Raw genomic sequence first — 20,967 nt, 5'->3', positions numbered from 1 at the left:
CGACCATAGTGCAAGTCAGTCCTTTCTCGTGTCCCGGGCCGCCGCGATCTTAGCGGGGAGGGAGAACAGCTGGACGAAGCCTTTGGCCAGGGACTGGTCGAAGGCGTCGCCGGTGTCGTACGTGGCTAGTGAGAAGTCGTACAGGGAGTCGTCGGAGCGCCGGCCCGTCACGGTGGCCCGCCCGCCGTGCAGGACCATCCTGATCTCGCCGTTGACGTGCTTCTGGGCCTCGGCGATGAGGGCGTCGAGCGCGTCCTTGAGCGGCGAGAACCACAGGCCGTCGTAGACGAGTTCGCTCCAGCGCTGGTCGACGCCGCGTTTGAAGCGGGCCAGGTCGCGCTCGACGGTGACGCTCTCCAGCTCCAGGTGCGCGGTGATGAGCGCGATGGCGCCCGGCGCCTCGTAGACCTCGCGTGACTTGATGCCGACCAGGCGGTCCTCGACCATGTCGATCCGGCCGACGCCGTGGGCGCCGGCGCGGCGGTTGAGCTCGTCGACGACCGCGTACGGGGTCATCGGCCGGCCGTCGAGGGCGACGGGGACGCCGCGGGCGAAGGTGATCACGACCTCGTCGGGGTCGCGGGGCCGGGCCGGGTCGGAGGTGTAGGAGTAGACCTCCTCGGTGGGGCCGTTCCAGATGTCTTCGAGGAAGCCGGTCTCGACGGCGCGGCCCCAGAGGTTCTGGTCGATGGAGAACGGGTTCTTCTTCGACGTCTCGATGGGCAGGCCCTTGGACTCGGCGTATTCGATGGCCTTGTCGCGCGTCCAGGCGAAGTCCCTGGCGGGGGCGATGACCTCAAGGTCGGGGGCGAGCGCGGCCAGGCCGGCCTCGAAGCGGACCTGGTCGTTGCCCTTGCCGGTGCAGCCGTGGGAGACGACGGTGCCGCCGAACCGCCTGGCCGCCGTCACCAGGTGCTTGACGATGAGCGGGCGCGAGAGGGAGGAGACCAGCGGGTAGCGGTCCATGTAGAGGGCGTTGGCCTGGAGGGCCGGCACGCAGAATTCGGCGGCGAACTCCTCCTTGGCGTCCACGACGACCGATTCTGCGGCGCCGCAGTCGATGGCCCGCTTCCTGATGGTCTCCATGTCCTCGCCGCCCTGGCCGAGGTCCACGGCGACGGCGATGACCTCGGCGTTCATCTTCTCGGCGAGGTACGGGATGGCGACCGAGGTGTCGAGCCCGCCGGAATAGGCGAGCACCACTCTGTCGGGCATGTCAGTCTCCCTGGAAGTCTGTCGGGTGCGCCGGTCGGCGACCTTCAGCAGTCAGGTGCCAGCAGTCAGGTGCGCCGGTCGGCGACCCTCAGCAGTGCCTCCGCGACGGCCTGCCCGCCCGCCGGGTCGCGGCTGATGACGAGGATCGTGTCGTCGCCGGCCACCGTGCCGAGGATGGACTCCCAGTCGGCGTGGTCGATGGCGGAGGCGAGGAACTGGGCCGCGCCCGGCGGGGTGCGCACCATGACCAGGTTCGCCGACGCCTCGGCTCCGACGAGCAGCTCTTCCGCGATGCGGTGGAGGCGGGCGTCGGGGCTCTCGCCGCTGCCGAGGCGGGCCAGCGGGATCCTGCCGCCGCCCTCACCTGGCAGGGCGTAGACGAGGGAGCCGTCGTCGGCGCGCAGCTTGAGCGCGCCGAGTTCGTCGAGGTCGCGCGAGAGCGTGGCCTGGGTGACCTCGACGCCGCTCTCGGCGAGGAGTTTGGCCAGCTCGGGCTGGGAGCGCACGGCCTTGCGCTCCAGCAGGTCGGTGATCTTCGCCTGCCGGGCGGCCTTGGTCATCGGGATGGTCATCGGTGCGACACCAGCCAGTGGAGCAGCGCCTTCTGGGCGTGCAGGCGGTTTTCCGCCTGGTCCCACACGACGCTGCGCGGGCCTTCGAGCACCTCGTCGGTGATCTCGTAGCCGCGGTAGGCGGGCAGGCAGTGCAGCACGATCGCGTCGGGTGCGGCGTGCTCGATCAGCTCGTTGTTCACCTGGTACGGCATGAGGGCGTTCACCCGATCCTCCTTGCCGTCCTGGCCCATCGAAACCCACGTGTCGGTGGCGATCACGTGGGCGCCCTGGACGGCGGCCACCGGGTCGGACAGCGCGAGCACCGAGCCGCCGGTCCCGGCGGCGATGGCCGCGGCCCGGTCGAGCAGGACGGCGTCCGGCTGGTAGCCGGCCGGGGCGGCGATGCGTACGTGCATCCCGGCGGTGGCGCCGCCGAGCAGGTAGGAGTGAGCCATGTTGTTGGCGCCGTCGCCCACGTAGGTGAGCGTGACGCCGGCGGTGCGGCCCAGCCGTTCGCGGACGGTCTGCAGGTCGGCGAGGATCTGGCAAGGGTGGAAGTCGTCGGTGAGCGCGTTGACGACCGGCACCTTGGAGTGGGCGGCCATCTCCTCGATCAGCGCCTGGCCGGTGGTGCGCCAGACGATGGCGGCGACCTGCCGGTCGAGCACCCTGGCCAGGTCGGAGGCCGGTTCGCCGCGGCCCATGAGCACCGAGACGTTGTCGACGACCAGCGGCAGGCCGCCCAGCTCGCCGATGCCGGTGTGGAAGGAGACGCGGGTCCTGGCCGACGGCTTGTCGAACAGGACGGCGACGGTCTGCGGCCCCTCGAAGGGGCGGTAGCCGAAGCGGTCCTTCTTCATGGCGGCGGCCAGGTCGAGGACCTCCGCCTGCTCGGCGGGGGCGAGGTCGTCGTCGCGCAGGAAGTGCCTGGGGCTCATCCGGCCGCCTCCGTCAGGATGGCGGGCAGCGCCGCCACCAGTGCGTCGACTTCTTCAGCGGTCACAATCAGCGGCGGGGCGATGCGCACGGCGTCGGGTTGCAGCGCGTTGACCAGGAAGCCGGCGTGGGCGGCGGCCTGCTGGACCTGGGCCGAGCGGTCGTCGGTCAGCACGGCGGCCAGCCACAGGCCCCGGCCGCGCACGCCCTTGAGCAGCGGGTGGCGGACGGACTCCAGGCCGGTGCGCAGCCGCGCGGCGACCGACTTCACGTGGTCGAGGTCGACGGTGTCGAGCACGGCGAGCGCGGCGGCGCACGAGACGGGGTTGCCGCCGAAGGTGGAGCCGTGGTCGCCCTTCTCGAACAGCCGGCCGGCGTCGCCGAAGCCGACGCACGCGCCGATGGGCAGCCCGCCACCGAGGCCCTTGGCCAGGGTGAGGATGTCGGGGGTGACGCCGTCGGCCTGGTGGGCGAACCAGTGTCCGGTACGGCCGATGGCCGACTGGATCTCGTCGGCGACCAGCAGGGCGCCGGTGGAGTCGCAGATCTCGCGGGCGGCCTCGAAGTAGCCCTCGGGCGGCGGGACGACGCCGGCCTCGCCCTGGGTGGGCTCCAGGAAGACCGCGATGCAGTCGCCGGTGACGGCCTCCTTGAGCGCGTCGGCGTCGCCGTAAGGGACGAAGCGGACCTCGACCGGGAACGGGCCGAACTGGTCGCGGATGGCCCGCTTGCCGGTCAGGGACAGGGCGCCGATCGTGCGGCCGTGGAAGCCGTTCTCGGCGGCGACGAAGTAGGAGCGGCCCTCGCGCCGGCCGTACTTGAGCGCGAGCTTGTACGCGGCCTCGTTGGCCTCGGTGCCGGAGTTGGCGAAGAACACGCGGGCGGGGGCGTTCAGCAGGTCGAGGAGGCGTTCGGCGAGCCGCACCTCGGGTTCGTGCAGAAACAGGTTGCTCGTGTGCGCGATCGTGGCGACCTGCGCGGAGACGGCCTCGACGAGGGCCGGGTGGGCGTGGCCGAGCGAGCTGGTCGCGATGCCGGCGATGAAGTCGAGGTACTGCCTGCCTTCGGCGTCCCAGACGCGGGTGCCCTCTCCGCGCGCCAGCGCTATCGGGGGGACGCCGTAATTGGGCATGAACGCGTTTTCGAACCTCGTGAACAGGTTCATGAGGGCACCACCATCGTTCCGATTCCTTCGTTGGTGAAGATCTCCAGCAGCAGCGAGTGGGACACCCGCCCGTCGAGCACGTGGGCCTGGGGAACCCCGCCCTGCACGGCCGTCAGGCAGGCCTCCATCTTGGGCACCATGCCGCTGGACAGCTTGGGCATCAGCGCCGCGAGTTCGTCGGCGGTGAGCAGGTCGATGACGTCGGTGTCGTCGGGCCAGTTGGCGTACAGGCCCTCGACGTCGGTCAGCACGATCAGTTTGTGCGCCTTGAGCGCCACGGCCAGCGCGGCGGCGGCGGTGTCGGCGTTGACGTTGTAGATCTCTCCGTCGTCGCCCCTGGCCACGCTGGAGATGACCGGGATGCGGCCGTTGTCGAGCAGGGCTTCGACCGCGCCCGGCTCGACCTTGATGATCTCACCGACCTGGCCGATGTCGACCGGCTCGCCGTCCACGAGCGCGTGCTTGCGCACGGCGGTGAACAGGTGGGCGTCCTCCCCCGACATGCCGATGGCGAACGGGCCGTGCCGGTTGACCAGGCCGACGATGTCGCGGTTGACCTGGCCGGTGAGGACCATGCGGACGACCTGCATGGCCTCGGGCGTGGTGACGCGCAGCCCGGCGGTGAACGTGGACTCGATGCCGAGCTGGTCGAGCGCGGTGCTGATCTGGGGGCCGCCGCCGTGCACCACGACCGGGCGCAGGCCGGCGTGGTGCAGGAAGACGACGTCCTCGGCGAAGCCCTCCTTGAGCGACTCCTCCGTCATGGCGTTGCCGCCGTACTTGATCACGACGGTGGCGCCGTGGAAGCGGGTGAGCCAGGGCAGCGCCTCGATCAGCGACTCGGCCTTGGCCTGCGCGGTCGTGAGTCTCATGAGGAGTACGCCGAGTTCTCGTGGACGTAGTCGGCCGTCAGGTCGGTGGTGTGCACGGTCGCGGTGTGCGTGCCGGCCGACAGGTCGATGGTGATCGTCACGTCGCGCGGGCGCATGTCCACCTTGGAACGGTCGTCGCCGACGGCGCCGCCCCGGCAGATCCAGATGCCGTTGATGGCGACGTTGAGCCGGTCGGGCTCGAACTCGGCGTCGGTGGTGCCGACGGCGGCCAGGACGCGGCCCCAGTTGGGGTCCTCGCCGTGGATGGCGCACTTGAGCAGATTGGAACGGGCGACCGAGCGGCCGACCTTGACCGCGTCGTGCTCGGAGGCGGCGCCGACCACCTCGATGGCGATGGCCTTGGAGGCGCCCTCGGCGTCCACCAGGAGCTGCCTGGCCAGGTCGGCGCAGACCTCGTGCACCTTCTGCCCGAACTCCTCCAGATCGGGCCGCACGCCCGAGGCGCCGCTGGCCAGCAGCAGCACGGTGTCGTTGGTGGACATGCACCCGTCGGTGTCGAGCCGGTCGAACGTCTGGGAGGTGGCCTGGCGCAGGGCGGCGTCGAGCTCCTCGCTGGTCAGCTCGGCGTCGGTGGTGATCACGCAGAGCATGGTGGCCAGGGCGGGGGCGAGCATGCCCGCGCCCTTGGCCATGCCGCCGACCATGTAGCCGCTGCCGCGCCGGAACGAGATCTTGGAGACGGTGTCGGTGGTGCGGATCGCGTCGGCCGCGGCCAGGCCGCCGTCGCGGGAGAGCTGACCCGCGGCGTTCTCGACGCCGGACAGCAGCGCGTCCATGGGCAGCCGCTCGCCGATGAGCCCGGTCGAGCAGACGGCGATCTCGCCCGCGGAGTCCGCCAGCACCTCGGCGGCCTTCTCGGCGGTGGCGTGGGTGTCCTGGAAGCCCTCGGGGCCGGTGCAGGCGTTGGCGCCGCCCGAGTTGAGCACCACCGCGCGCAGCCGCCCGCCCGACAGGACCTGCTGCGACCACAGCACGGGGGCGGCCTTGACCCGGTTGGCGGTGAAGACGCCCGCGGCGGCGCGGCTGGGGCCGTCGTTGACGACGAGGGCCAGGTCACGGGCGTCGCCCGACTTGATCCCCGCGGCCACTCCTGCCGCTCTGAAGCCCAAGGGTGCGGTGACACTCATGCGTCCTCCTTCGCCGGCCGCGCAAGTGTCGGGCACGCTCGCTCGTTGGTTCCTTCGCTGCGCTCTCTCACGGAGCAACTCCTGTCAGGGGGAGGCCGAGCTCTTCCGGCAGGCCGAGGGCGAGGTTCACGCTCTGGATCGCGCCCCCTGCCGTGCCCTTGGTGAGGTTGTCGATGGCGATGACGGCGACCACGCGGCCCGCGCGCTCGTCGAGCGTCACCTGAAGGGCGGCGGTGTTGGCGCCGTAGGTCATGGAGGTGGCGGGCCAGGTGCCCTCGGGCAGCAGCCGGACGAAGGGCTCGCCCTTGAGCGCGACCTCGTACGCCGAGCGCAGCGCCTCCTTGGTGAGGCCGGGCGCGGCAGGGGCGGAGCAGGTGGCGAGGATGCCCCGGCTCATGGGGGCCAGCGTCGGGGTGAACGACACCCGGACGGGCGTGCCCGCGACGGACGACAGGCCCTGCTCCATCTCGGGGGTGTGGCGGTGGACGCCGCCCACGGAGTAGGCGCTGACCGAGCCCATGACCTCGCTGCCGAGCAGGTTGGGCTTGGGCGCGCGGCCGGCGCCGCTGGTGCCGCTGGCGGCCACCACGACGACGTCGGGCCCGGCGAGCCCGGCGGCGAACGCGGGCGTCAGGGCGAGCAGGACGGAGGTCGGGTAGCAGCCGGGGACGGCGATGCGCTTGGCCGCCTTGAGGATCTCGCGCTGGCGGGGCAGCTCGGGCAGGCCGTAGGGCCAGGTGCCGGCGTGCTCGCCGCCGTAGAACTCCTGCCAGGCGTCCGGGTCGGCGAGCCGGTGGTCGGCGCCGCAGTCGACCACGATCGTCTCCTCGCCCAGCTGGGCGGCGACGGCGGCGGAGTGGCCGTGCGGCAGGGCCAGGAAGACGACGTCGTGCCCGGCGAGCGTGTCGGCGGTGGTGTCTTCAAGGACGCGGTCGGCCAGCTGCGGCAGGTGGGGTTGCGATGCCCCCAGGAGGCTGCCCGCGCTGGAGGCGGCGGTGAGCGCGCCGATCTCGATCTCGGGGTGGGTGAGCAGCAGGCGGAGCAGCTCCCCTCCCGCGTAGCCGCTGGCTCCCGCGATGGCTGCCCTCATTCAAGCCCTCCTGCATGATTATGCATCATCACTCATAACTTTGCTTGTGAAGATGATGCACTCTAGGAAATGAACATGCAAGCCGGGAGGGGCGTGGTGCCCGCATCGTGAGACTTGTCACCTGCGGGTGAGCTCCAGGGCAACGCCGTGGGGTCGGAGGCCATGACCCGGTTCATGTCCGATTTCACCGTCCGCTACACGTGAAAGTGCTCCAGGGCACATCAATGTCCCGTGCGGCCCATTCCGGGAACGCCGGAGGCCGCCGTGACCGGAAGGGGTCACGGCGGCCGGAATCGGGCGGTCCGCCGGGGGTGGCGCGGCGAAAGCGATGAGTCAGCGCAGGAAGGCGGCGGCCACGCCCGCGTCGACCGGGACGTGCAGCCCGGTGGTGTGGGTCAGGTCGCTGCCGGCGAGGGCGAAGACGGCGTTGGCCACGTGCTCGGGCAGGACCTCGCGCTTGAGCAGCGTCCGCTGCGCGTAGAACTCGCCCAGTTTCTCCTCCTCCACCCCGTACACGGCGGCCCGGTTGGCGCCCCAGCCGGAGGCGAAGATGCCGGAACCGCGGACGACGCCGTCGGGGTTGACGCCGTTGACCCTGATGCCGTGGGCGCCCAGCTCGGCCGCGAGCAGCCGTACCTGGTGGGCCTGGTCGGCCTTGGCGGCGCCGTAGGCGACGTTGTTCGGGCCGGCGAAGACGGCGTTCTTGGAGGAGATGTAGACGATGTCGCCGCCCATCGCCTGGTCGATCATGACCCTGGCCGTCTCGCGCGAGACCAGGAACGAGCCGCGCGCCATGACGTCGTGCTGCAGGTCCCAGTCGGCCGCGGTCGTCTCCAGCAGCGCCCGCGACAGCGACAGGCCGGCGTTGTTGACGACCAGGTCGACGCCGCCGAAGGCGAGCACGCCCGCGCGCACCGCCGCGGCGATCTGCTCCTCGGAGGTGACGTCCACGCCGACCGCCACGGCCACGTCGGCCGCCCGGTACGCGGACGCGCCGATCTCGGCGGCCACCTTCTCCGCCGCGCCCAGGTCGCGGTCGGCCACGATCACGCACGCGCCCTCGGCGGCCAGCCGGCGGGCGGTGGCCGCGCCGATGCCCGACCCGCCGCCCGTCACCAGCGCCACCCGGGTGGCCAGCGGCTTGGGCCTGGGCATGCGGCGCAGCTTGGCCTCCTCCAGCTCCCAGTACTCGATGCGGAACTTCTCCGACTCGGGGATGGGGGCGTAGGAGGAGACGGACTCGGCGCCGCGCATGACGTTGATCGCGTTGACGTAGAACTCGCCGGCCACGCGGGCGGTCTGCTTGTCCTTGCCGAAGGAGAACATGCCGACGCCGGGCACCAGCACGATCGCCGGATCCGCGCCGCGCATCGGCGGGGAATCCGGCCCTGCGTGCCGCTCGTAGTAGGCCGTGTAGTCCGCGCGGTAGGCGGCGTGCAGCTCGCGCAGCCGCTCGGCCACCCGCTCCAGCGGCGCGTCCGGCGGCAGGTCGAGCACCATCGGCGCGACCTTGGTGCGCAGGAAGTGGTCGGGGCAGGACGTGCCCAGCGCCGCCAGCCTCGGGTGCTCGGCGCGCGCGACGAAGTCGAGCACCTCGGCCGAGTCGGTGTAGTGGCCGACCACACGCACGTCGGTGGAGGCCAGGCCGCGCACGATCGGGAACAGCGCGGCGGCCCGCTCGTGCCGCTCGGCCTCCGGCAGCGGGTCGTGGACGACCGCGCCGAAGGGGTCGGGGCGGCCGTGCTCGGCCAGGTACGCCTCCGCCGTGCGGATGATCTCCAGCGAGCGCGACTCGCACTCCTGCGAGGTCGCCCCCCACGCGGTGATGCCGTGACCGCCGAGGACGCAGCCGATCGCCTGCGGGTTCGCCTCCTTGATGGCGGCGATGTCCAGGCCGAGCTGGAAGCCCGGCCGGCGCCACGGCACCCACACGACCCGGTCGCCGAAGACGCGCCCGGTCAGCTCCTCGCCGTCGGCGGCGGTCGCGATGGCGATGCCGGCGTCGGGGTGCAGGTGGTCCACGTGGCCGGCCTCGACCAGGGCGTGCATGGCGGTGTCGATCGACGGCGCGGCGCCGCCCTTGCCGTGCAGGCAGTAGTCGAAGGCCGCCACCATCTCGTCCTCGCGCTCCACGCCCGGGTAGACGCCCTTGAGCGCGCGCAGCCGGTCGAGGCGGAGCACGGCCAGGCCCTGCTCCTTCAGGGTGCCGAGGTCGCCGCCCGAGCCCTTGACCCAGAGCAGCTCCGTCTCCTCGCCGGTGACGGGGTCGGGCGCGGCGCCCTTGGCCGAGGTGTTGCCGCCCGCGAAGTTCGTGTTGCGCGGGTCGGCCCCCAGGCGATGAGAGCGTTCCAGCAGCTCGCGTACGGTGTCGTCAGAAGTTCGCTTGTCCATCGTGGTGCTAGGCCCCCCAGCCGGCCTGCTGGCCGCCGACGCGCTCGGCGACGATCTTCTCGAAGTATCCGGACTTGGCGTAGGCGGCCATCGGGTCGGGCGCGAGGCCCCGCTCCTCGCGCAGCTCGGCGAGCAGCGGCCGCACGTCGGTGTTGTAGGCGTCCATGAATACGGCGTTCGCGCCCAGCACGTCGCCCTCCGCCTGGGCGGCGGCCAGCGCCTCCCGGTCCACCAGCAGCGCCTTGGCGGTGGCCTCCTGCACGTTCATGACCGAGCGGATCTGGCCCGGGATCTTGGGCTCGATGTTGTGGCACTGGTCCAGCATGAACGCCACCCCGGTCTCGGGGTCGAGCCCGCCGCCGCGTACGACCTCGTACATGATGCGGAACAGCTGGAACGGGTCGGCCGCGCCCACCATGAGGTCGTCGTCGGCGTAGAAGCGGGAGTTGAAGTCGAACCCGCCGAGCTTGCCCTCACGCAGCAGGAACGCCACGATGAACTCGATGTTCGTGCCCGGCGCGTGGTGGCCGGTGTCGACCACGACCTGCGCCTTCGGGCCCAGCTTGACGCAGTGGGCGTAGGCGGTGCCCCAGTCGGGCACGTCGGTGGCGTAGAAGGCCGGCTCGAACAGCTTGTACTCCAGCAGGAACCGCTGGCCCTCGCCGAGACGGTCGTAGACCTCGGCCAGCGACTCGGCCAGGCGGTCCTGGCGCGCCCTGATGTCGTCCTGGCCCGGGTAGTTGATGCCGTCGGAGAACCACAGCTTCAAGGTGTCGGAGCCGGTGGCGTCCATGATGTCGACGCATTCGAGCAGGTGGTCGGTCGCCTTGCGGCGCACCCGCTTCGCGGGATGGGTGACGCTGCCGAGCATGTAGTCGTCGTCCTGGAAGACGTTGGAGTTGATCGCGCCGATGCCCACGCCCAGCTCGCGGGCGTGGCGGGCCAGGTCGGCGTAGTCGTCGACCTTGTCCCACGGGATGTGCAGGGCGACCGTGGGGGCGATGCCGGTGTGGGCGTGCACCTGGGCGGCGTCGGCCAGCTTCTCGTACGGGTCGCGCGGCACCCCCTTCTGGGCGAACACCTTGAACCGGGTGCCGCTGTTGCCGTAGGCCCAGGACGGCGTCTCGATGTGCTGCGCCAGCAGCGTGGCCTTGATGTCAGTCATAGCTCCCCGATCAATCCAGGTGGAACACTTCGGTCAGCGGTGTCATGCCCTCGTCGGGGCGGCCGTCGAGGCCCTCGAAGAACGGCGCCATCTCGGCCTGCCACCGGGCGTTGACCTCGGTCTCGGCCATCGCCTTCTGGGCCGCCTCGAAGTCGTCGGTCTCCAGGTAGCCCACGAGCAGGCCGTCGTCCCTGAGGAAGAGCGAGTAGTTGTGCCAGCCGGTGCGCGACAGCGCCGCTCGCATCTCCGGCCAGACGTCGCGGTGGCGTTCGCGGTACTCCGCCAGCCGCTCTGGGCGGACTTTCAGCAGGAAGCAGACGCGTTGCACTGACAATCCCTTCAAAACGTTTTAATCCTTCGTGCAGGAAACTATGATTCCTGCTGCCCGCTGTCAATGCACCTCCCGCCGTACTCAGGGAGCGCGAGTGACCAGGGGGATGACCAGGGCGTCCCCGGCCGGGACGGTGACCGCCTCGCCCGCCTCCGTGGTCACCGTGGCGTCCCGGTCCGTGTGGTTGATCGCGAACAGGAACGAGCGCCCGTCGGCGTGGGAGCGCCGTACGACCTCGACGCCGGGCACGCTCGCGGCGGGCGGCTCCACCTCCGCCTCGCGGCAGACCGTGGCCAGCACCTCGGCCAGCGCGGCGTCGTCGAGCACCGTGGTCAGGTAGTGCGCCGCGCCGTCGCCGTAGTCGTTGCGGGTCCAGGCCGGCTCGCCGGAGACGTAGGTGTCGAGCACCTTCGCGGTGGTGGCCTGCGCGGCCTCGCTCCACACGGTCCCGGTCGCGCCCGAAGCCAGCCGGATCGGCGCGGCCAGGGGGAGGAACTCCTCGGTGCTGACGCCGAGCAGGTCCCGCCAGGCGCCGGGGTAGCCGCCCAGCCGCACCCGGTCGTGCTCGTCCACGATCCCGCTGTACGGCCCCACGAGCACGACCCCGCCCCGCCGGGCGAACTCCTCCAGGTTGGCCGCCCCCGCGTCGCTCACCAGGTAGAGCTGGGGCACCAGGACCAGGCGGTAGCCGGACAGGTCCCCTTCGGGGTGGGCCACGTCGCAGGTGACGCCGGCCCGCCAGAGCGCGGCGTGCCAGCGCTTGGCCTCCTCCACGGGGTCGAGGTCGGCGGTCGGCTGGGCCGGGTGGTCCTGCGCCCACACGCTGGAGTGGTCGACGAGCAGGGCGACCTCGGCCGTGACCGTGCTGCCCGCCACCTCGGCCAGCGAGGCCAGCTCCGCGCCCAGCGCCACGACCTCGCGCCAGACCTTGGTGCCGGTGCCCGCGTGCGGCAGCATCGCCGAGTGCCACTTCTCGGCGCCCGCCCGCGACTGCCGCCACTGGAAGAACATGATCCCGTCCGCGCCCCTGGCCAGGTGGGACAGCGAGTTGCGGCGCAGCTCGCCGGGGGTCTTGGCGAGGTTGCGCGGCTGCCAGTTGACCGCGCTGGTGGAGTGCTCCATGAGCAGCCAGGGCCGGCCGCCGTTGAGCGAGCGAGCGTAGTCGGCGGCGAAGGCCAGGTCGATGTGCGGCTCGGGGCGGGCGCCGAGCAGGTAGTGGTCGGTCGAGACCACGTCCACCTCGGCGGCGAAGGCCCAGGCGTCCATGTCCCAGTGCGCGCCTGCCATCAGGTTGGTGGTCGCGGGCACGCCGGGGGTCAGCTCCCTGAGCAGGTCGCGCTCGGCCACGTACAGCTCGACGAGGGCGTCGGAGCTGAAGCGGCGGAAGTCGAGCTGCTGGCCCGGGTTGGGGAAGCTGGGGGTGGCGCGGGGCGGCAGGATCTGCGCCCAGTCGCTGTAGCGCTGCGACCAGAACGCGGTGCCCCAGGCGTCGTTGAGCGCGTCGAGCGTGGCATGGTGCGCGCGCAGCCAGGCGCGGAAGGCCGCCGCCGAGGTGTCGCAGTAGCAGCGGGCGTTGTGGCAGCCGTACTCGTTGTGCACGTGCCACATCGCCAGCGCCGGATGGTCGCGGTAGCGCGTGGCCACCTGCTCGGCGATGCGCAGCGCCTTCTCGCGGTAGATCGGCGAGCTGGGGCAGAAGCCCTGCCTGCTGCCGTGGTGCAGCCGGCGGCCGTCGGCGTCCACCGGGAGCGCCTCGGGGTAGGCGTCGGCGAACCAGGGCGGCGGCGCGGCGGTGGGGGTCGCCAGGTTGGCCCGGATGCCGTTCCCGGCCAGCAGGTCCATCACCCGGTCGAACCAGCCGAAGTCGAACACGCCCTCGGCGGGTTCGATCAGCGACCAGGAGAAGATCCCGACGCTGACCCGGTTGACGCCGGCCGCGCGCATCAGCGCGACGTCCTGCTCCCACGTCTCCTCGGGCCACTGCTCCGGGTTCCAGTCGCCGCCGTACGCGATGACTTCCGGGACATCCGGCATGAAGCCTGCCTTTCAAGTATGGACTGTTAGCGCTCACAGTCTGTTACGCCGATGTTTATGGTGGATTAAAACGTTCTCTCCCCCCAGCCACAAGACCCCGGCCACCGCCGGACGGAAAATCGCCGCTGATCAGCCGATGACCCCGCGATCACGCCGGACCGCTACGATGGAAGCGCACCGGGGCCCGCTGAGGCCCGGAACGCCTGCTGACAACGGCAAGGCGACTGGCGCGGGGTCGGTTAGTACGTTTTAATTGGGCCCTATGGCCATGGTCAGCATCAAGGACGTCGCCGCGCACGCAGGCGTCTCCCCCGGCACGGTCTCCAATGTACTGAACCGGCCCGGCAAGGTCGCCCCCGCCACCCGCGAGCGGGTCGAGGCCGCGATCGACGAGCTGGGGTTCGTCCGCCACGGCTCCGCCTCGACGCTGCGCGCCGGTCACAGCAGGACGATCGGCCTGAGCGTGATCGACATCGGCAACCCCTTCTTCACCGAGGTCGCCGCCGGGGTCGAGGACGTGGCCAGCGAGCTGGGCTACGCGGTCATCCTGGGCAACTCGGCCGGCTCGGTGGACAAGGAGGACCGCAACCTGCGCGTGCTGGCCGAGCACCGGGTGCGCGGCGTGCTGATCACCCCCTCCGGCGAGGACCCGGCCAGGCTCGACCGGCTGCGCGGGCACGGCATCAGCGTGGTGCTGGTCGACCATCCCGCGCACCGGCCCGACCAGTGCGCGGTGGCCGTGGACGACGTCGCCGGCGGCCGGGCCGCGGTGGCGCACCTGCTGGCCAGGGGCGCGCGCAGCGTCGCCTACGTGACCGGCCCGCTGACCATCAGGCAGTGCGTGGAGCGGTGCGAGGGGGCCAAGGCCGCGATGGGGGCCGCGGGGCTCGACCCCGGCGACCTGATGGTGGCCGAGGCCGCCACGATGACGGCCCGCGCGGGCGAGAAGGCGGCCGCCGACCTGATCGCGAAAGGTCTGCCCGAGGCCGTCTTCTGCGCCAACGACCTGCTCGCGCTCGGCGTGCTGCGGGCGCTGCTGCGGTCCGGGGTGCGGGTGCCCGAGGACGTGGCGCTGATCGGCTACGACGACATCGACTTCGCCGCCGCCTCGACCGTGTCGCTCAGCTCGATGCGGCAGCCCACGTACCAGCTGGGCCGGATCGCCACCGAGCTGCTGCTCGACGAGTGCGCCAACCCCGAGACCCACGCGCACCAGCACATCATGTTCCAGCCGGAGCTCGTCGCCAGGGAGTCCACGCAGTGAGCCGCCGTTTCGCCGCCGTCGACCTGGGCGCCTCCAGCGGCCGGGTGATGCTGGCCGACCTGTCCGACGGGCTCAGCCTGACCGAGGCGCACCGCTTCCCCAACGGCCCCGTACGGGTGGCGGGCCGCCTCTACTGGGACATCCTCGGCCTCTACCGGGAGATCCTAGCCGGCCTGCGCGCCGCCGGGCCCGTCTCCTCCATCGGCGTCGACTCGTGGGCGGTGGACTACGGGCTGCTCGACGAGTCGGGCGCGCTGCTGGGAAACCCGGTGCACTACCGCGACGACCGCACGTGGGGCGTCGCCGAGCGGGTGGCCGGCGCGGTCGGGGCGGAGAAGCTGTACGACGTGTCGGGGCTGCAGGTGCTGCCGTTCAACACGATCTACCAGCTGCTGGCCGACCGGCTCGACGAGGCCGCCACGATGCTGCTCGTCCCCGACCTGATCGGCTACTGGCTGACCGGCGAGGCGGGCGCCGAGGTGACCAACGCCTCGACCACGGGTCTGCTCGACGTGCGCACGCGCTCCTGGGCCACGTCCCTGATCGAGGAGCTGGGCCTGCCCGCCGGGATCTTCCCGCCGCTGCGGCAGCCGGGCGAGGCGCTCGGCGGCCTGCGGCGCGATGTGGCGGCCGAGATCGGCTGGTCGGCGCCGGTCAGGGCGGTGGGCTCGCACGACACCGCCTCCGCGGTGGCCGCGGTCCCCGCCGCCGGTCCCGCGTTCGCCTACATCTCCTGCGGCACCTGGTCGCTGGCCGGGGTGGAGCTGCCAGGACCGGTGCTGACCCCCGAGAGCCGGGCGGCGAACTTCACCAACGAGGCCGGCATCGACGGCACCGTCCGCTATCTGCGCAACGTGATGGGCCTGTGGCTGCTGCAGGAGTGCCTGCGTGCCTGGCCCGGCTCCGACCTGGGCGAGCTGCTGGCCGCCGCGGCGGGCGAGAAGCCGTTCGCGGCCGTGGTGAACCCCGACGAGCCGGTTTTCCTGCCGCCGGGCGACATGCCGGCCAGGATCGCCGACGAGTGCCGCCGCACCGGCCAGCTCCCGCCCTCCTCCCCCGCCGCCTACGTGCGGTGCGTGCTGGAGAGCCTGGCGCTCGGGCACCGGCTGGCCGTGCGGCAGGCGATGGAGCTGTCCGGGCGCGAGGTGGAGGTGATCCACCTCGTCGGCGGCGGGTCGCGCAACGAGCTGCTGTGCCAGTTCACCGCCGACGCGTGCGGGCTGCCCGTGGTGGCGGGCCCCGCCGAGGCGACCGCGCTCGGCAACGTGCTGGTGCAGGCGCGGGCGGCCGGGCTGGTCGCCGGGCTTGAGGAGATGCGCTCGCTGGTGGCCTACTCCCAGCCGCTGCGCCGCTACGAGCCGTCCGGTGCAACGAGCGCCTGGGACGAGGCGGCCGCCCGGGTGTTCTGACCTGGCGGTTTTCCTCCCGCTCGGCCCGGGCAGGACTCGGGCCGGGGACATCGGGGGGTGTCATGGATCTGGGGTGGCCGCTGCTGCGGCAGCTCACCGGCGGTGACCGCACGGCGCGGGGGCCGGCGGCCGAGTCGGCCGCGACGCGGGCGCGGCGGGCCCGCACGGCCACGGCCGACCGGGTGGTGAAGTCGGTGTGCCCGTACTGCGCGGTGGGCTGCGGCCAGAACGTGTACGTACGGGACGAGAAGGTCGTGCAGATCGAGGGCGACCCCGACTCTCCGATCAGCCGCGGGAGGCTGTGCCCGAAGGGCGCGGCCAGCCTCCAGCTCACCACCGACTCCGGCCGGCAGTACGACGCCCTCTACCGCGCACCCGGCGCGGCCGACTGGCAGCCGATCGACCTGGCCACCGCCATGGACATGATCGCCGACCGGATCATCGCGACCAGGCGCGAGACCTGGCAGTGGGAGCAGGACGGCCGACGCACCGCCAGGACCATGGGCATCGCCAGCCTGGGCGGCGCCACGCTGGACAACGAGGAGAACTACCTCATCAAGAAGCTGCTGACGGCGCTCGGCGTGGTGCAGATCGAGAACCAGGCCCGCGTCTGCCACAGCTCGACCGTGGTGGGGCTGGGCACGTCGTTCGGGCGCGGCGGCGCCACCACGTTCATGCAGGATCTGCAGCACTCCGACTGCGTGGTCATCCAGGGCTCGAACTTCGCCGAGGCCCATCCGGTGGGCTTTCAGTGGGTGATGGAGGCCAAGGCGCGCGGCGCGGTGATCATCCACGTCGATCCGCGCTTCACCAGGACGAGCGCGCTGGCCGACCTGCACGTGCCCATCCGGGCCGGCTCCGACGTGGCCTTCCTCGGCGCGATCATCAACCACGTGCTGGAGAACGAGCTGTACTTCCACGAGTACGTGCTCAACTACACCAACGCGGCCACCATCCTGCGCGAGGACTTCCGCGACGCCGAGGACCTCGACGGCGTGTTCTCCGGCTTCGACCCCGAGACGCGCGCGTACGACGACGACTCCTGGCAGTACGAGGGCATGACGGCGGTCCCCGCGTCCGGCGAGCGCGACTCCGGCTACGACCGGCCGGCGCACGAGACGCCGGGGCGCGGCGAGGTCCAGGGCAGCACCGGCGTCCCGCTGGACTGCCGGCCCCGGCGCGACGAGACGCTGCGCGACCCGCGCTGCGTGCTCAACGTGCTGCGCCGCCACTACGCCCGCTACACGCCGGAGATGGTCGAGCGGGTGTGCGGGGTGCCACGCCACCTGTTCGAGGAGGTGTGCCGGCACCTGACGGAGAACTCGGGGCCCGACAAGACCGCCGAGTTCGTCTACGCGGTCGGCTGGACCCAGCACAGCGACGGCTCGCAGTTCATCCGGGCGGCGAGCATCCTGCAGCTGCTGCTGGGCAACATCGGCCGCCCTGGCGGCGGCATCCAGGCTCTGCGCGGCCATGCCAGCATCCAGGGCTCCAGCGACGTGCCGACGCTGTTCAACCTGCTGCCGGGCTACATCCCGATGCCGCACGCCCACGAGAACGAGCGGCTGCACGACTTCCTGCGCGCCGACGCGCCGCACGAGGGCTTCTGGGCGAACATGCCCGCCTATCTGATCAGCCTGCTCAAGGCGTGGTGGGGCGAGTCGGCGCAGGCGGACAACGACTTCCGGTTCGCCTGGCTACCCCGGCTGACGGGCTCGCACAGCACGTACGACACGGTGCTGGCGCAGCTCGACGGCACCTGCAAGGGCTACCTCCTGCTCGGCGAGAACCCGGCGGTCGGCTCGGCCAACGCCAGGATGCAGCGCCTCGGCATGGCCGAGCTCGACTGGCTGGTGGTGCGCGACCTCAACCTCATCGAGAGCGCCACCTGGTGGAAGGACGGCCCGGAGATCGAGACGGGCGAGCTGCGCACGGCCGACATCGGCACGGAGGTGTTCTTCCTGCCCGCGGCCTGCCACACGGAGAAGGCCGGCAGCTTCACCAACACCAACCGGCTGCTCCAGTGGCGCCACCAGGCCGTCGAGCCGCGCGGCGACTGCCGCAGCGACCTGTGGTTCATGTACCACCTGGGCCGCCTCGTCAGGGAGAAGCTGGCCGGCTCGCAGGACCCGATGGACGAGCCGGTGCTCCACCTCACCTGGGACTACCCGGTCGAGGGCGAGACGGCCGAGCCGTCGGCGGAGGCGGTGCTGGCCGAGATCAACGGCTGGGACGAGCAGGGGCGCCCGCTGCCGGGTTACGCCGGGCTCAAGGCCGACGGCTCGACCGCCTGCGGCTGCTGGATCTACAGCGGCGTGTACGCCGGCGGCGTCAACCAGGCGGCCCGGCGCAAGCCCGGCTCCGAGCAGGACTGGATCGCCGCCGAGTGGGCGTGGGCCTGGCCGGACAACCGGCGCGTGCTCTACAACCGGGCCTCGGCCAGGCCGGACGGCAGCCCGTGGAGCGAGCGCAAGCGGCTGGTGTGGTGGGACGCGGAGGCGGGCCGGTGGACCGGCCACGACGTGCCCGACTTCGAGCGGGACAAGAGCCCCGGCTACCGGCCGCCGCCCGGCGCCTCGGGGGTGGCGGCGCTGTCGGGCACCGATCCGTTCATCATGCAGGCCGACGGCAAGGGCTGGCTGTTCGCCCCCGCGGGAGTGGTGGACGGGCCGCTGCCGACCCACTACGAGCCGCAGGACTCGCCGGTGGCCAATCCGCTCTACGGGCGGCAGCGCAACCCGGTCCGCAAGCTCTATCCGCATCCTGACAATCGCTACCAGCCGAGCGGGAACGAGCCGGGGGCGTCGGTCTATCCGTACGTGGTGACGACGTACCGGCTGACCGAGCACTTCACGGCGGGCGGGATGAGCAGGTTCACCCCTTATCTGGCCGAGCTGCAGCCGGAGATGTTCTGCGAGGTGTCCCCCGCGCTGGCGGCCGAGCGCGGGCTGGTGCACGGCGACTGGGCCACGATCATCACCGCGCGCAACGCCATCGAGGCCCGGGTGCTGGTGACCGACCGCATCCCGTCGCTGCACCTGAACGGGCGGGTGCTGCACCAGATCGGCCTGCCCTTCCACTTCGGCCCCAACGGGCTGGCCAAGGGCGACGCGGCCAACGAGCTGTCGGCGATCTCGCTCGACCCCAACTCGCACATCCAGGAGGTCAAGGCCCTGTCGGCGGACATCCGCCCGGGGCGCAGGCCGCGCGGCCCTGCGCTGCCCGAGCTGGTCAGGTCCTATCAGCGGCGCGCGGGCATCACCGCCGGCACCGGAACGGAGGCGTGAGCCGTGGCTTTCGACCTGGAAGAACGCCTCGACGGCGGCAGGGTCGGCTTCTTCACCGACACCAGCATCTGCATCGGGTGCAAGGCGTGCGAGGTGGCGTGCAAGGAGTGGAACCAGGTCCCCGACGACGGCCTGGAGTTCACCGGCATGTCCTACGACAACACCGTGGGGCTGGGCGCCGACACCTGGCGGCACGTGGCGTTCATCGAGCAGCGCCGGCCGTTGGGGCACCAGGAGCCCGGGGTCGGCGACATGGACTTCCGCTGGCTGATGGCCTCCGACGTGTGCAAGCACTGCACGCACGCGGCCTGCCTCGACGTGTGCCCGACCGGGTCGCTGTTCCGCACCGAGTTCGGCACGGTCGTGGTGCAGGAGGACATCTGCAACGGGTGCGGCTACTGCGTGCCCGCCTGCCCGTTCGGGGTGATCGGCAAGCGGGAGAACGGCAAGGGAGAGAGCGGCGGCACGGCGGCCAAGTGCACGATGTGCTACGACCGGCTCGGCGCCGGTGAGGAGCCGGCCTGCGCCAAGACGTGCCCGACGGACTCCATCCAGTTCGGGAACCTGGAGGAGCTGCGCGAGCGGGCCGAGCGGCGCCTGGAGCAGGTGCGTGCCGCCGGCACGACCTCCGCCCGCCTGTACGGCCACGACCCGGGCGACGGCGTGGGCGGCACCGGCGCGTTCTTCCTGCTGCTGGACCAGCCCGAGGTGTACGGCCTGCCGCCGGACCCGGTGGTGACCACGAGGGACCTGCCGTCGATGTGGCGGCACGTCGGGGTGGCGGCCGTGGCCCTGCTCGCGGGGATCGCGGCCACGGCATGGCGAGGACGGACGAGATGATCACTTGGGTACGGGTGTCTTCGGCGGGCGTGACGTGGACGTGTGCGGCGACACGTGCGGCGGGCGTGACGTGGACGTGCAGGGGGCGGCGATCATGAGCCGGACCATGCATCAGCCCGCTCAGCCGGCCAGCCAGACCGATGTGCGGATGGACCACGCGGCCGGGCTGCGCGGCGAGCGTGAGGCCACGCCCGGCTCGGCGGGGCGTAGGCGTGAGCGGCTGATGGTGCCGAAGGCGGACTTCGACTCCTACTACGGCCGCCCCGTGCTGAACGCGCCGACGTGGGAGGCGCCCGACATCGCCGGCTACCTGTTCCTCGGCGGCCTGGCGGGCGCGTCGTCCACGCTGGCCGCCGCCGCCGAGCTGACCGGCAGGCCGCGCCTGGCCAGGGCGAGCAAGGTGGGGGCGCTGTGCGCGATCGGCGGCTCGTTCTACTGCCTGATCCACGACCTGGGCCGCCCCGAGCGCTTCCTCAACATGTTGCGGGTGTTCAAGGTGACCTCGCCGATGAGCGTCGGCACCTGGGTGCTCAGCGGGTTCGGCCCGGTGGCCGGGATCGCGGCGGCCAGTGAGTTCTCGGGGCTGTATCCGGGGCTCGGCCGGGCCGCCACGCTGGCGGCGGGGGCGATCGGGCCGGCGGTGGCGACGTACACCGCGGCGCTGATCTGCGACACGGCGGTGCCGTCCTGGCACGAGGGCTACCGCGAGATGCCGTTCCTGTTCGCCGGGTCGGCCGTGGCGTCGGCGGGCGGGCTGGGCCTGCTGGCCGCGCCGCTGTCCGAGGCGGCCCCCGCGCGCCGGGCGGCGGTGCTGGGCGCGGCCGTGGAGTGCGCGGCGGCGGCCCGCATGGAACGGCGGCTCGGGGCGCTGGCCGAGCCGCTGAAGCGCAGCCGGCTGCTGCGGCTGGGCGAGGCGCTGTCGGTGGCCGGCGCGGTGGCGGGGATCACGCTGGGGCGGCGCAGCAGGGTCGCTGCCGTGGCGGCGGGCGCCGCGCTGCTGGCCGGGTCGGCGTGCACCAGGTTCGGGATCTTCCAGGCCGGGATGGAGTCGGCGAACGATCCCAAGTACACCGTCCAGCCGCAACGCAGGCGGCTGGCGAAGCGGAGAGCGGAGCGTGACCTCGGATGAAACGCAAGATCGTCGACTATCTGCCGTTCCTCGGCATCGTGCTGTTCGTGTGCGCGGCGTCATGGACGGCGGGCCGGACACCGGACCGGACGCCGGGCCGGGCGCTGTCCGGCCGGACCGCGGTACGCCGCTGAGTC

At 72.0% G+C, this 20,967-nt stretch carries 17 protein-coding genes; 6 read left to right on the top strand and 11 right to left on the bottom strand.

Annotated elements, in window-relative coordinates; translation table 11 throughout:
• Nucleotides 1–15 precede the first annotated feature (15 nt).
• From AB0C27_RS31950 to AB0C27_RS31900, 11 genes are all read right to left on the bottom strand, one after another.
• The gene (locus AB0C27_RS31950; protein WP_357851368.1) at nt 16–1,215 is read right to left on the bottom strand and encodes an argininosuccinate synthase; all 1,200 of its coding nucleotides are present in this window, start codon (nt 1,213–1,215) and stop codon (nt 16–18) included.
• 65 nt (nt 1,216–1,280) lie between these two features.
• Nucleotides 1,281–1,787: an arginine repressor gene (locus AB0C27_RS31945; RefSeq protein ID WP_346114359.1), complete on the bottom strand. Its 507-nt coding sequence runs from the start codon at nt 1,785–1,787 to the stop codon at nt 1,281–1,283.
• Entirely contained in the window at nt 1,784–2,707 is a 924-nt protein-coding gene (argF, locus tag AB0C27_RS31940) for an ornithine carbamoyltransferase (protein WP_346114360.1), read from the bottom strand. The genes AB0C27_RS31945 and argF overlap by 4 nt, the downstream gene beginning before the upstream one ends.
• Nucleotides 2,704–3,870: an acetylornithine transaminase gene (locus AB0C27_RS31935; protein WP_357851364.1), complete on the bottom strand. Its 1,167-nt coding sequence runs from the start codon at nt 3,868–3,870 to the stop codon at nt 2,704–2,706. Before AB0C27_RS31935 ends, argF begins: the two co-directional genes overlap by 4 nt.
• Nucleotides 3,867–4,742 carry an acetylglutamate kinase gene (gene argB, locus AB0C27_RS31930; RefSeq protein ID WP_357851361.1) on the bottom strand — a complete coding sequence of 292 codons (876 nt, stop codon included), beginning with the start codon at nt 4,740–4,742 and terminating at the stop codon, nt 3,867–3,869. The genes AB0C27_RS31935 and argB overlap by 4 nt, the downstream gene beginning before the upstream one ends.
• Complete coding sequence (gene argJ / locus AB0C27_RS31925; protein WP_357851358.1) at nt 4,739–5,890, bottom strand: bifunctional glutamate N-acetyltransferase/amino-acid acetyltransferase ArgJ; 1,152 nt, start codon at nt 5,888–5,890, stop codon at nt 4,739–4,741. The genes argB and argJ overlap by 4 nt, the downstream gene beginning before the upstream one ends.
• 67 nt (nt 5,891–5,957) lie before the next feature.
• On the bottom strand, nt 5,958–6,980 hold the full coding sequence (gene argC / locus AB0C27_RS31920; RefSeq protein ID WP_357851355.1) for an N-acetyl-gamma-glutamyl-phosphate reductase: 1,023 nt from the start codon (nt 6,978–6,980) through the stop codon (nt 5,958–5,960).
• A gap of 333 nt (nt 6,981–7,313) precedes the next feature.
• Complete coding sequence (locus AB0C27_RS31915) at nt 7,314–9,371, bottom strand: bifunctional aldolase/short-chain dehydrogenase (protein WP_357851352.1); 2,058 nt, start codon at nt 9,369–9,371, stop codon at nt 7,314–7,316.
• Nucleotides 9,372–9,378: 7 nt separating this feature from the next.
• The gene (gene rhaI / locus AB0C27_RS31910; RefSeq protein WP_357851349.1) at nt 9,379–10,536 is read right to left on the bottom strand and encodes an L-rhamnose isomerase; all 1,158 of its coding nucleotides are present in this window, start codon (nt 10,534–10,536) and stop codon (nt 9,379–9,381) included.
• A 10-nt stretch (nt 10,537–10,546) separates the two neighbouring features.
• Nucleotides 10,547–10,864: an L-rhamnose mutarotase gene (locus tag AB0C27_RS31905; RefSeq protein WP_346114371.1), complete on the bottom strand. Its 318-nt coding sequence runs from the start codon at nt 10,862–10,864 to the stop codon at nt 10,547–10,549.
• Between the two features lie 84 nt (nt 10,865–10,948).
• Complete coding sequence (locus AB0C27_RS31900; RefSeq protein ID WP_357851346.1) at nt 10,949–12,901, bottom strand: beta-galactosidase; 1,953 nt, start codon at nt 12,899–12,901, stop codon at nt 10,949–10,951.
• Nucleotides 12,902–13,163: 262 nt separating this feature from the next.
• On the opposite strand from AB0C27_RS31900, the gene AB0C27_RS31895 reads away from it, so the two are divergent.
• The 6 genes from AB0C27_RS31895 (at nt 13,164) to AB0C27_RS31870 (ending at nt 20,964) form a co-directional block, all read left to right on the top strand.
• Nucleotides 13,164–14,165, top strand: coding sequence for a LacI family DNA-binding transcriptional regulator (locus tag AB0C27_RS31895; RefSeq protein ID WP_357851343.1), 1,002 nt, complete (start codon nt 13,164–13,166; stop codon nt 14,163–14,165).
• A 47-nt stretch (nt 14,166–14,212) separates the two neighbouring features.
• Nucleotides 14,213–15,574 (top strand): rhamnulokinase family protein, encoded by a 1,362-nt coding sequence (locus tag AB0C27_RS31890; RefSeq protein ID WP_357851432.1) that lies wholly within the window; start codon nt 14,213–14,215, stop codon nt 15,572–15,574.
• Between the two features lie 62 nt (nt 15,575–15,636).
• Complete coding sequence (gene fdh, locus AB0C27_RS31885) at nt 15,637–18,861, top strand: formate dehydrogenase (protein ID WP_357851340.1); 3,225 nt, start codon at nt 15,637–15,639, stop codon at nt 18,859–18,861.
• A gap of 3 nt (nt 18,862–18,864) precedes the next feature.
• Nucleotides 18,865–19,701, top strand: a complete 837-nt coding sequence (locus AB0C27_RS31880; RefSeq protein WP_357851337.1) for a 4Fe-4S dicluster domain-containing protein — start codon at nt 18,865–18,867, stop codon at nt 19,699–19,701.
• Between the two features lie 148 nt (nt 19,702–19,849).
• The gene (nrfD, locus tag AB0C27_RS31875; RefSeq protein ID WP_357851429.1) at nt 19,850–20,830 is read left to right on the top strand and encodes an NrfD/PsrC family molybdoenzyme membrane anchor subunit; all 981 of its coding nucleotides are present in this window, start codon (nt 19,850–19,852) and stop codon (nt 20,828–20,830) included.
• Entirely contained in the window at nt 20,827–20,964 is a 138-nt protein-coding gene (locus AB0C27_RS31870; protein WP_357851334.1) for a hypothetical protein, read from the top strand. Before nrfD ends, AB0C27_RS31870 begins: the two co-directional genes overlap by 4 nt.
• Nucleotides 20,965–20,967: the final 3 nt, after the last annotated feature.

The sequence above is a fragment of the Nonomuraea sp. NPDC048882 genome (assembly GCF_040649755.1).
GTDB classification, from domain to species: domain Bacteria; phylum Actinomycetota; class Actinomycetes; order Streptosporangiales; family Streptosporangiaceae; genus Nonomuraea; species Nonomuraea maheshkhaliensis.
Note: the sequence above shows the minus strand (reverse complement) of the source record. Positions and strands in the feature narration are given on the sequence as shown.

Coding starts and splice junctions, on each gene's coding strand:
- AB0C27_RS31950 (WP_357851368.1), bottom strand. CDS start 1,215: ATGCCCGACAGAGTGGTGCTCGCCTATTCCGGCGGGCTCGACACCTCG.
- AB0C27_RS31945 (WP_346114359.1), bottom strand. CDS start 1,787: ATGACCATCCCGATGACCAAGGCCGCCCGGCAGGCGAAGATCACCGAC.
- argF (WP_346114360.1), bottom strand. CDS start 2,707: ATGAGCCCCAGGCACTTCCTGCGCGACGACGACCTCGCCCCCGCCGAG.
- AB0C27_RS31935 (WP_357851364.1), bottom strand. CDS start 3,870: ATGAACCTGTTCACGAGGTTCGAAAACGCGTTCATGCCCAATTACGGC.
- argB (WP_357851361.1), bottom strand. CDS start 4,742: ATGAGACTCACGACCGCGCAGGCCAAGGCCGAGTCGCTGATCGAGGCG.
- argJ (WP_357851358.1), bottom strand. CDS start 5,890: ATGAGTGTCACCGCACCCTTGGGCTTCAGAGCGGCAGGAGTGGCCGCG.
- argC (WP_357851355.1), bottom strand. CDS start 6,980: ATGAGGGCAGCCATCGCGGGAGCCAGCGGCTACGCGGGAGGGGAGCTG.
- AB0C27_RS31915 (WP_357851352.1), bottom strand. CDS start 9,371: ATGGACAAGCGAACTTCTGACGACACCGTACGCGAGCTGCTGGAACGC.
- rhaI (WP_357851349.1), bottom strand. CDS start 10,536: ATGACTGACATCAAGGCCACGCTGCTGGCGCAGCACATCGAGACGCCG.
- AB0C27_RS31900 (WP_357851346.1), bottom strand. CDS start 12,901: ATGCCGGATGTCCCGGAAGTCATCGCGTACGGCGGCGACTGGAACCCG.
- AB0C27_RS31895 (WP_357851343.1), top strand. CDS start 13,164: ATGGCCATGGTCAGCATCAAGGACGTCGCCGCGCACGCAGGCGTCTCC.
- AB0C27_RS31890 (WP_357851432.1), top strand. CDS start 14,213: ATGCTGGCCGACCTGTCCGACGGGCTCAGCCTGACCGAGGCGCACCGC.
- fdh (WP_357851340.1), top strand. CDS start 15,637: ATGGATCTGGGGTGGCCGCTGCTGCGGCAGCTCACCGGCGGTGACCGC.
- nrfD (WP_357851429.1), top strand. CDS start 19,850: ATGGACCACGCGGCCGGGCTGCGCGGCGAGCGTGAGGCCACGCCCGGC.
- AB0C27_RS31870 (WP_357851334.1), top strand. CDS start 20,827: ATGAAACGCAAGATCGTCGACTATCTGCCGTTCCTCGGCATCGTGCTG.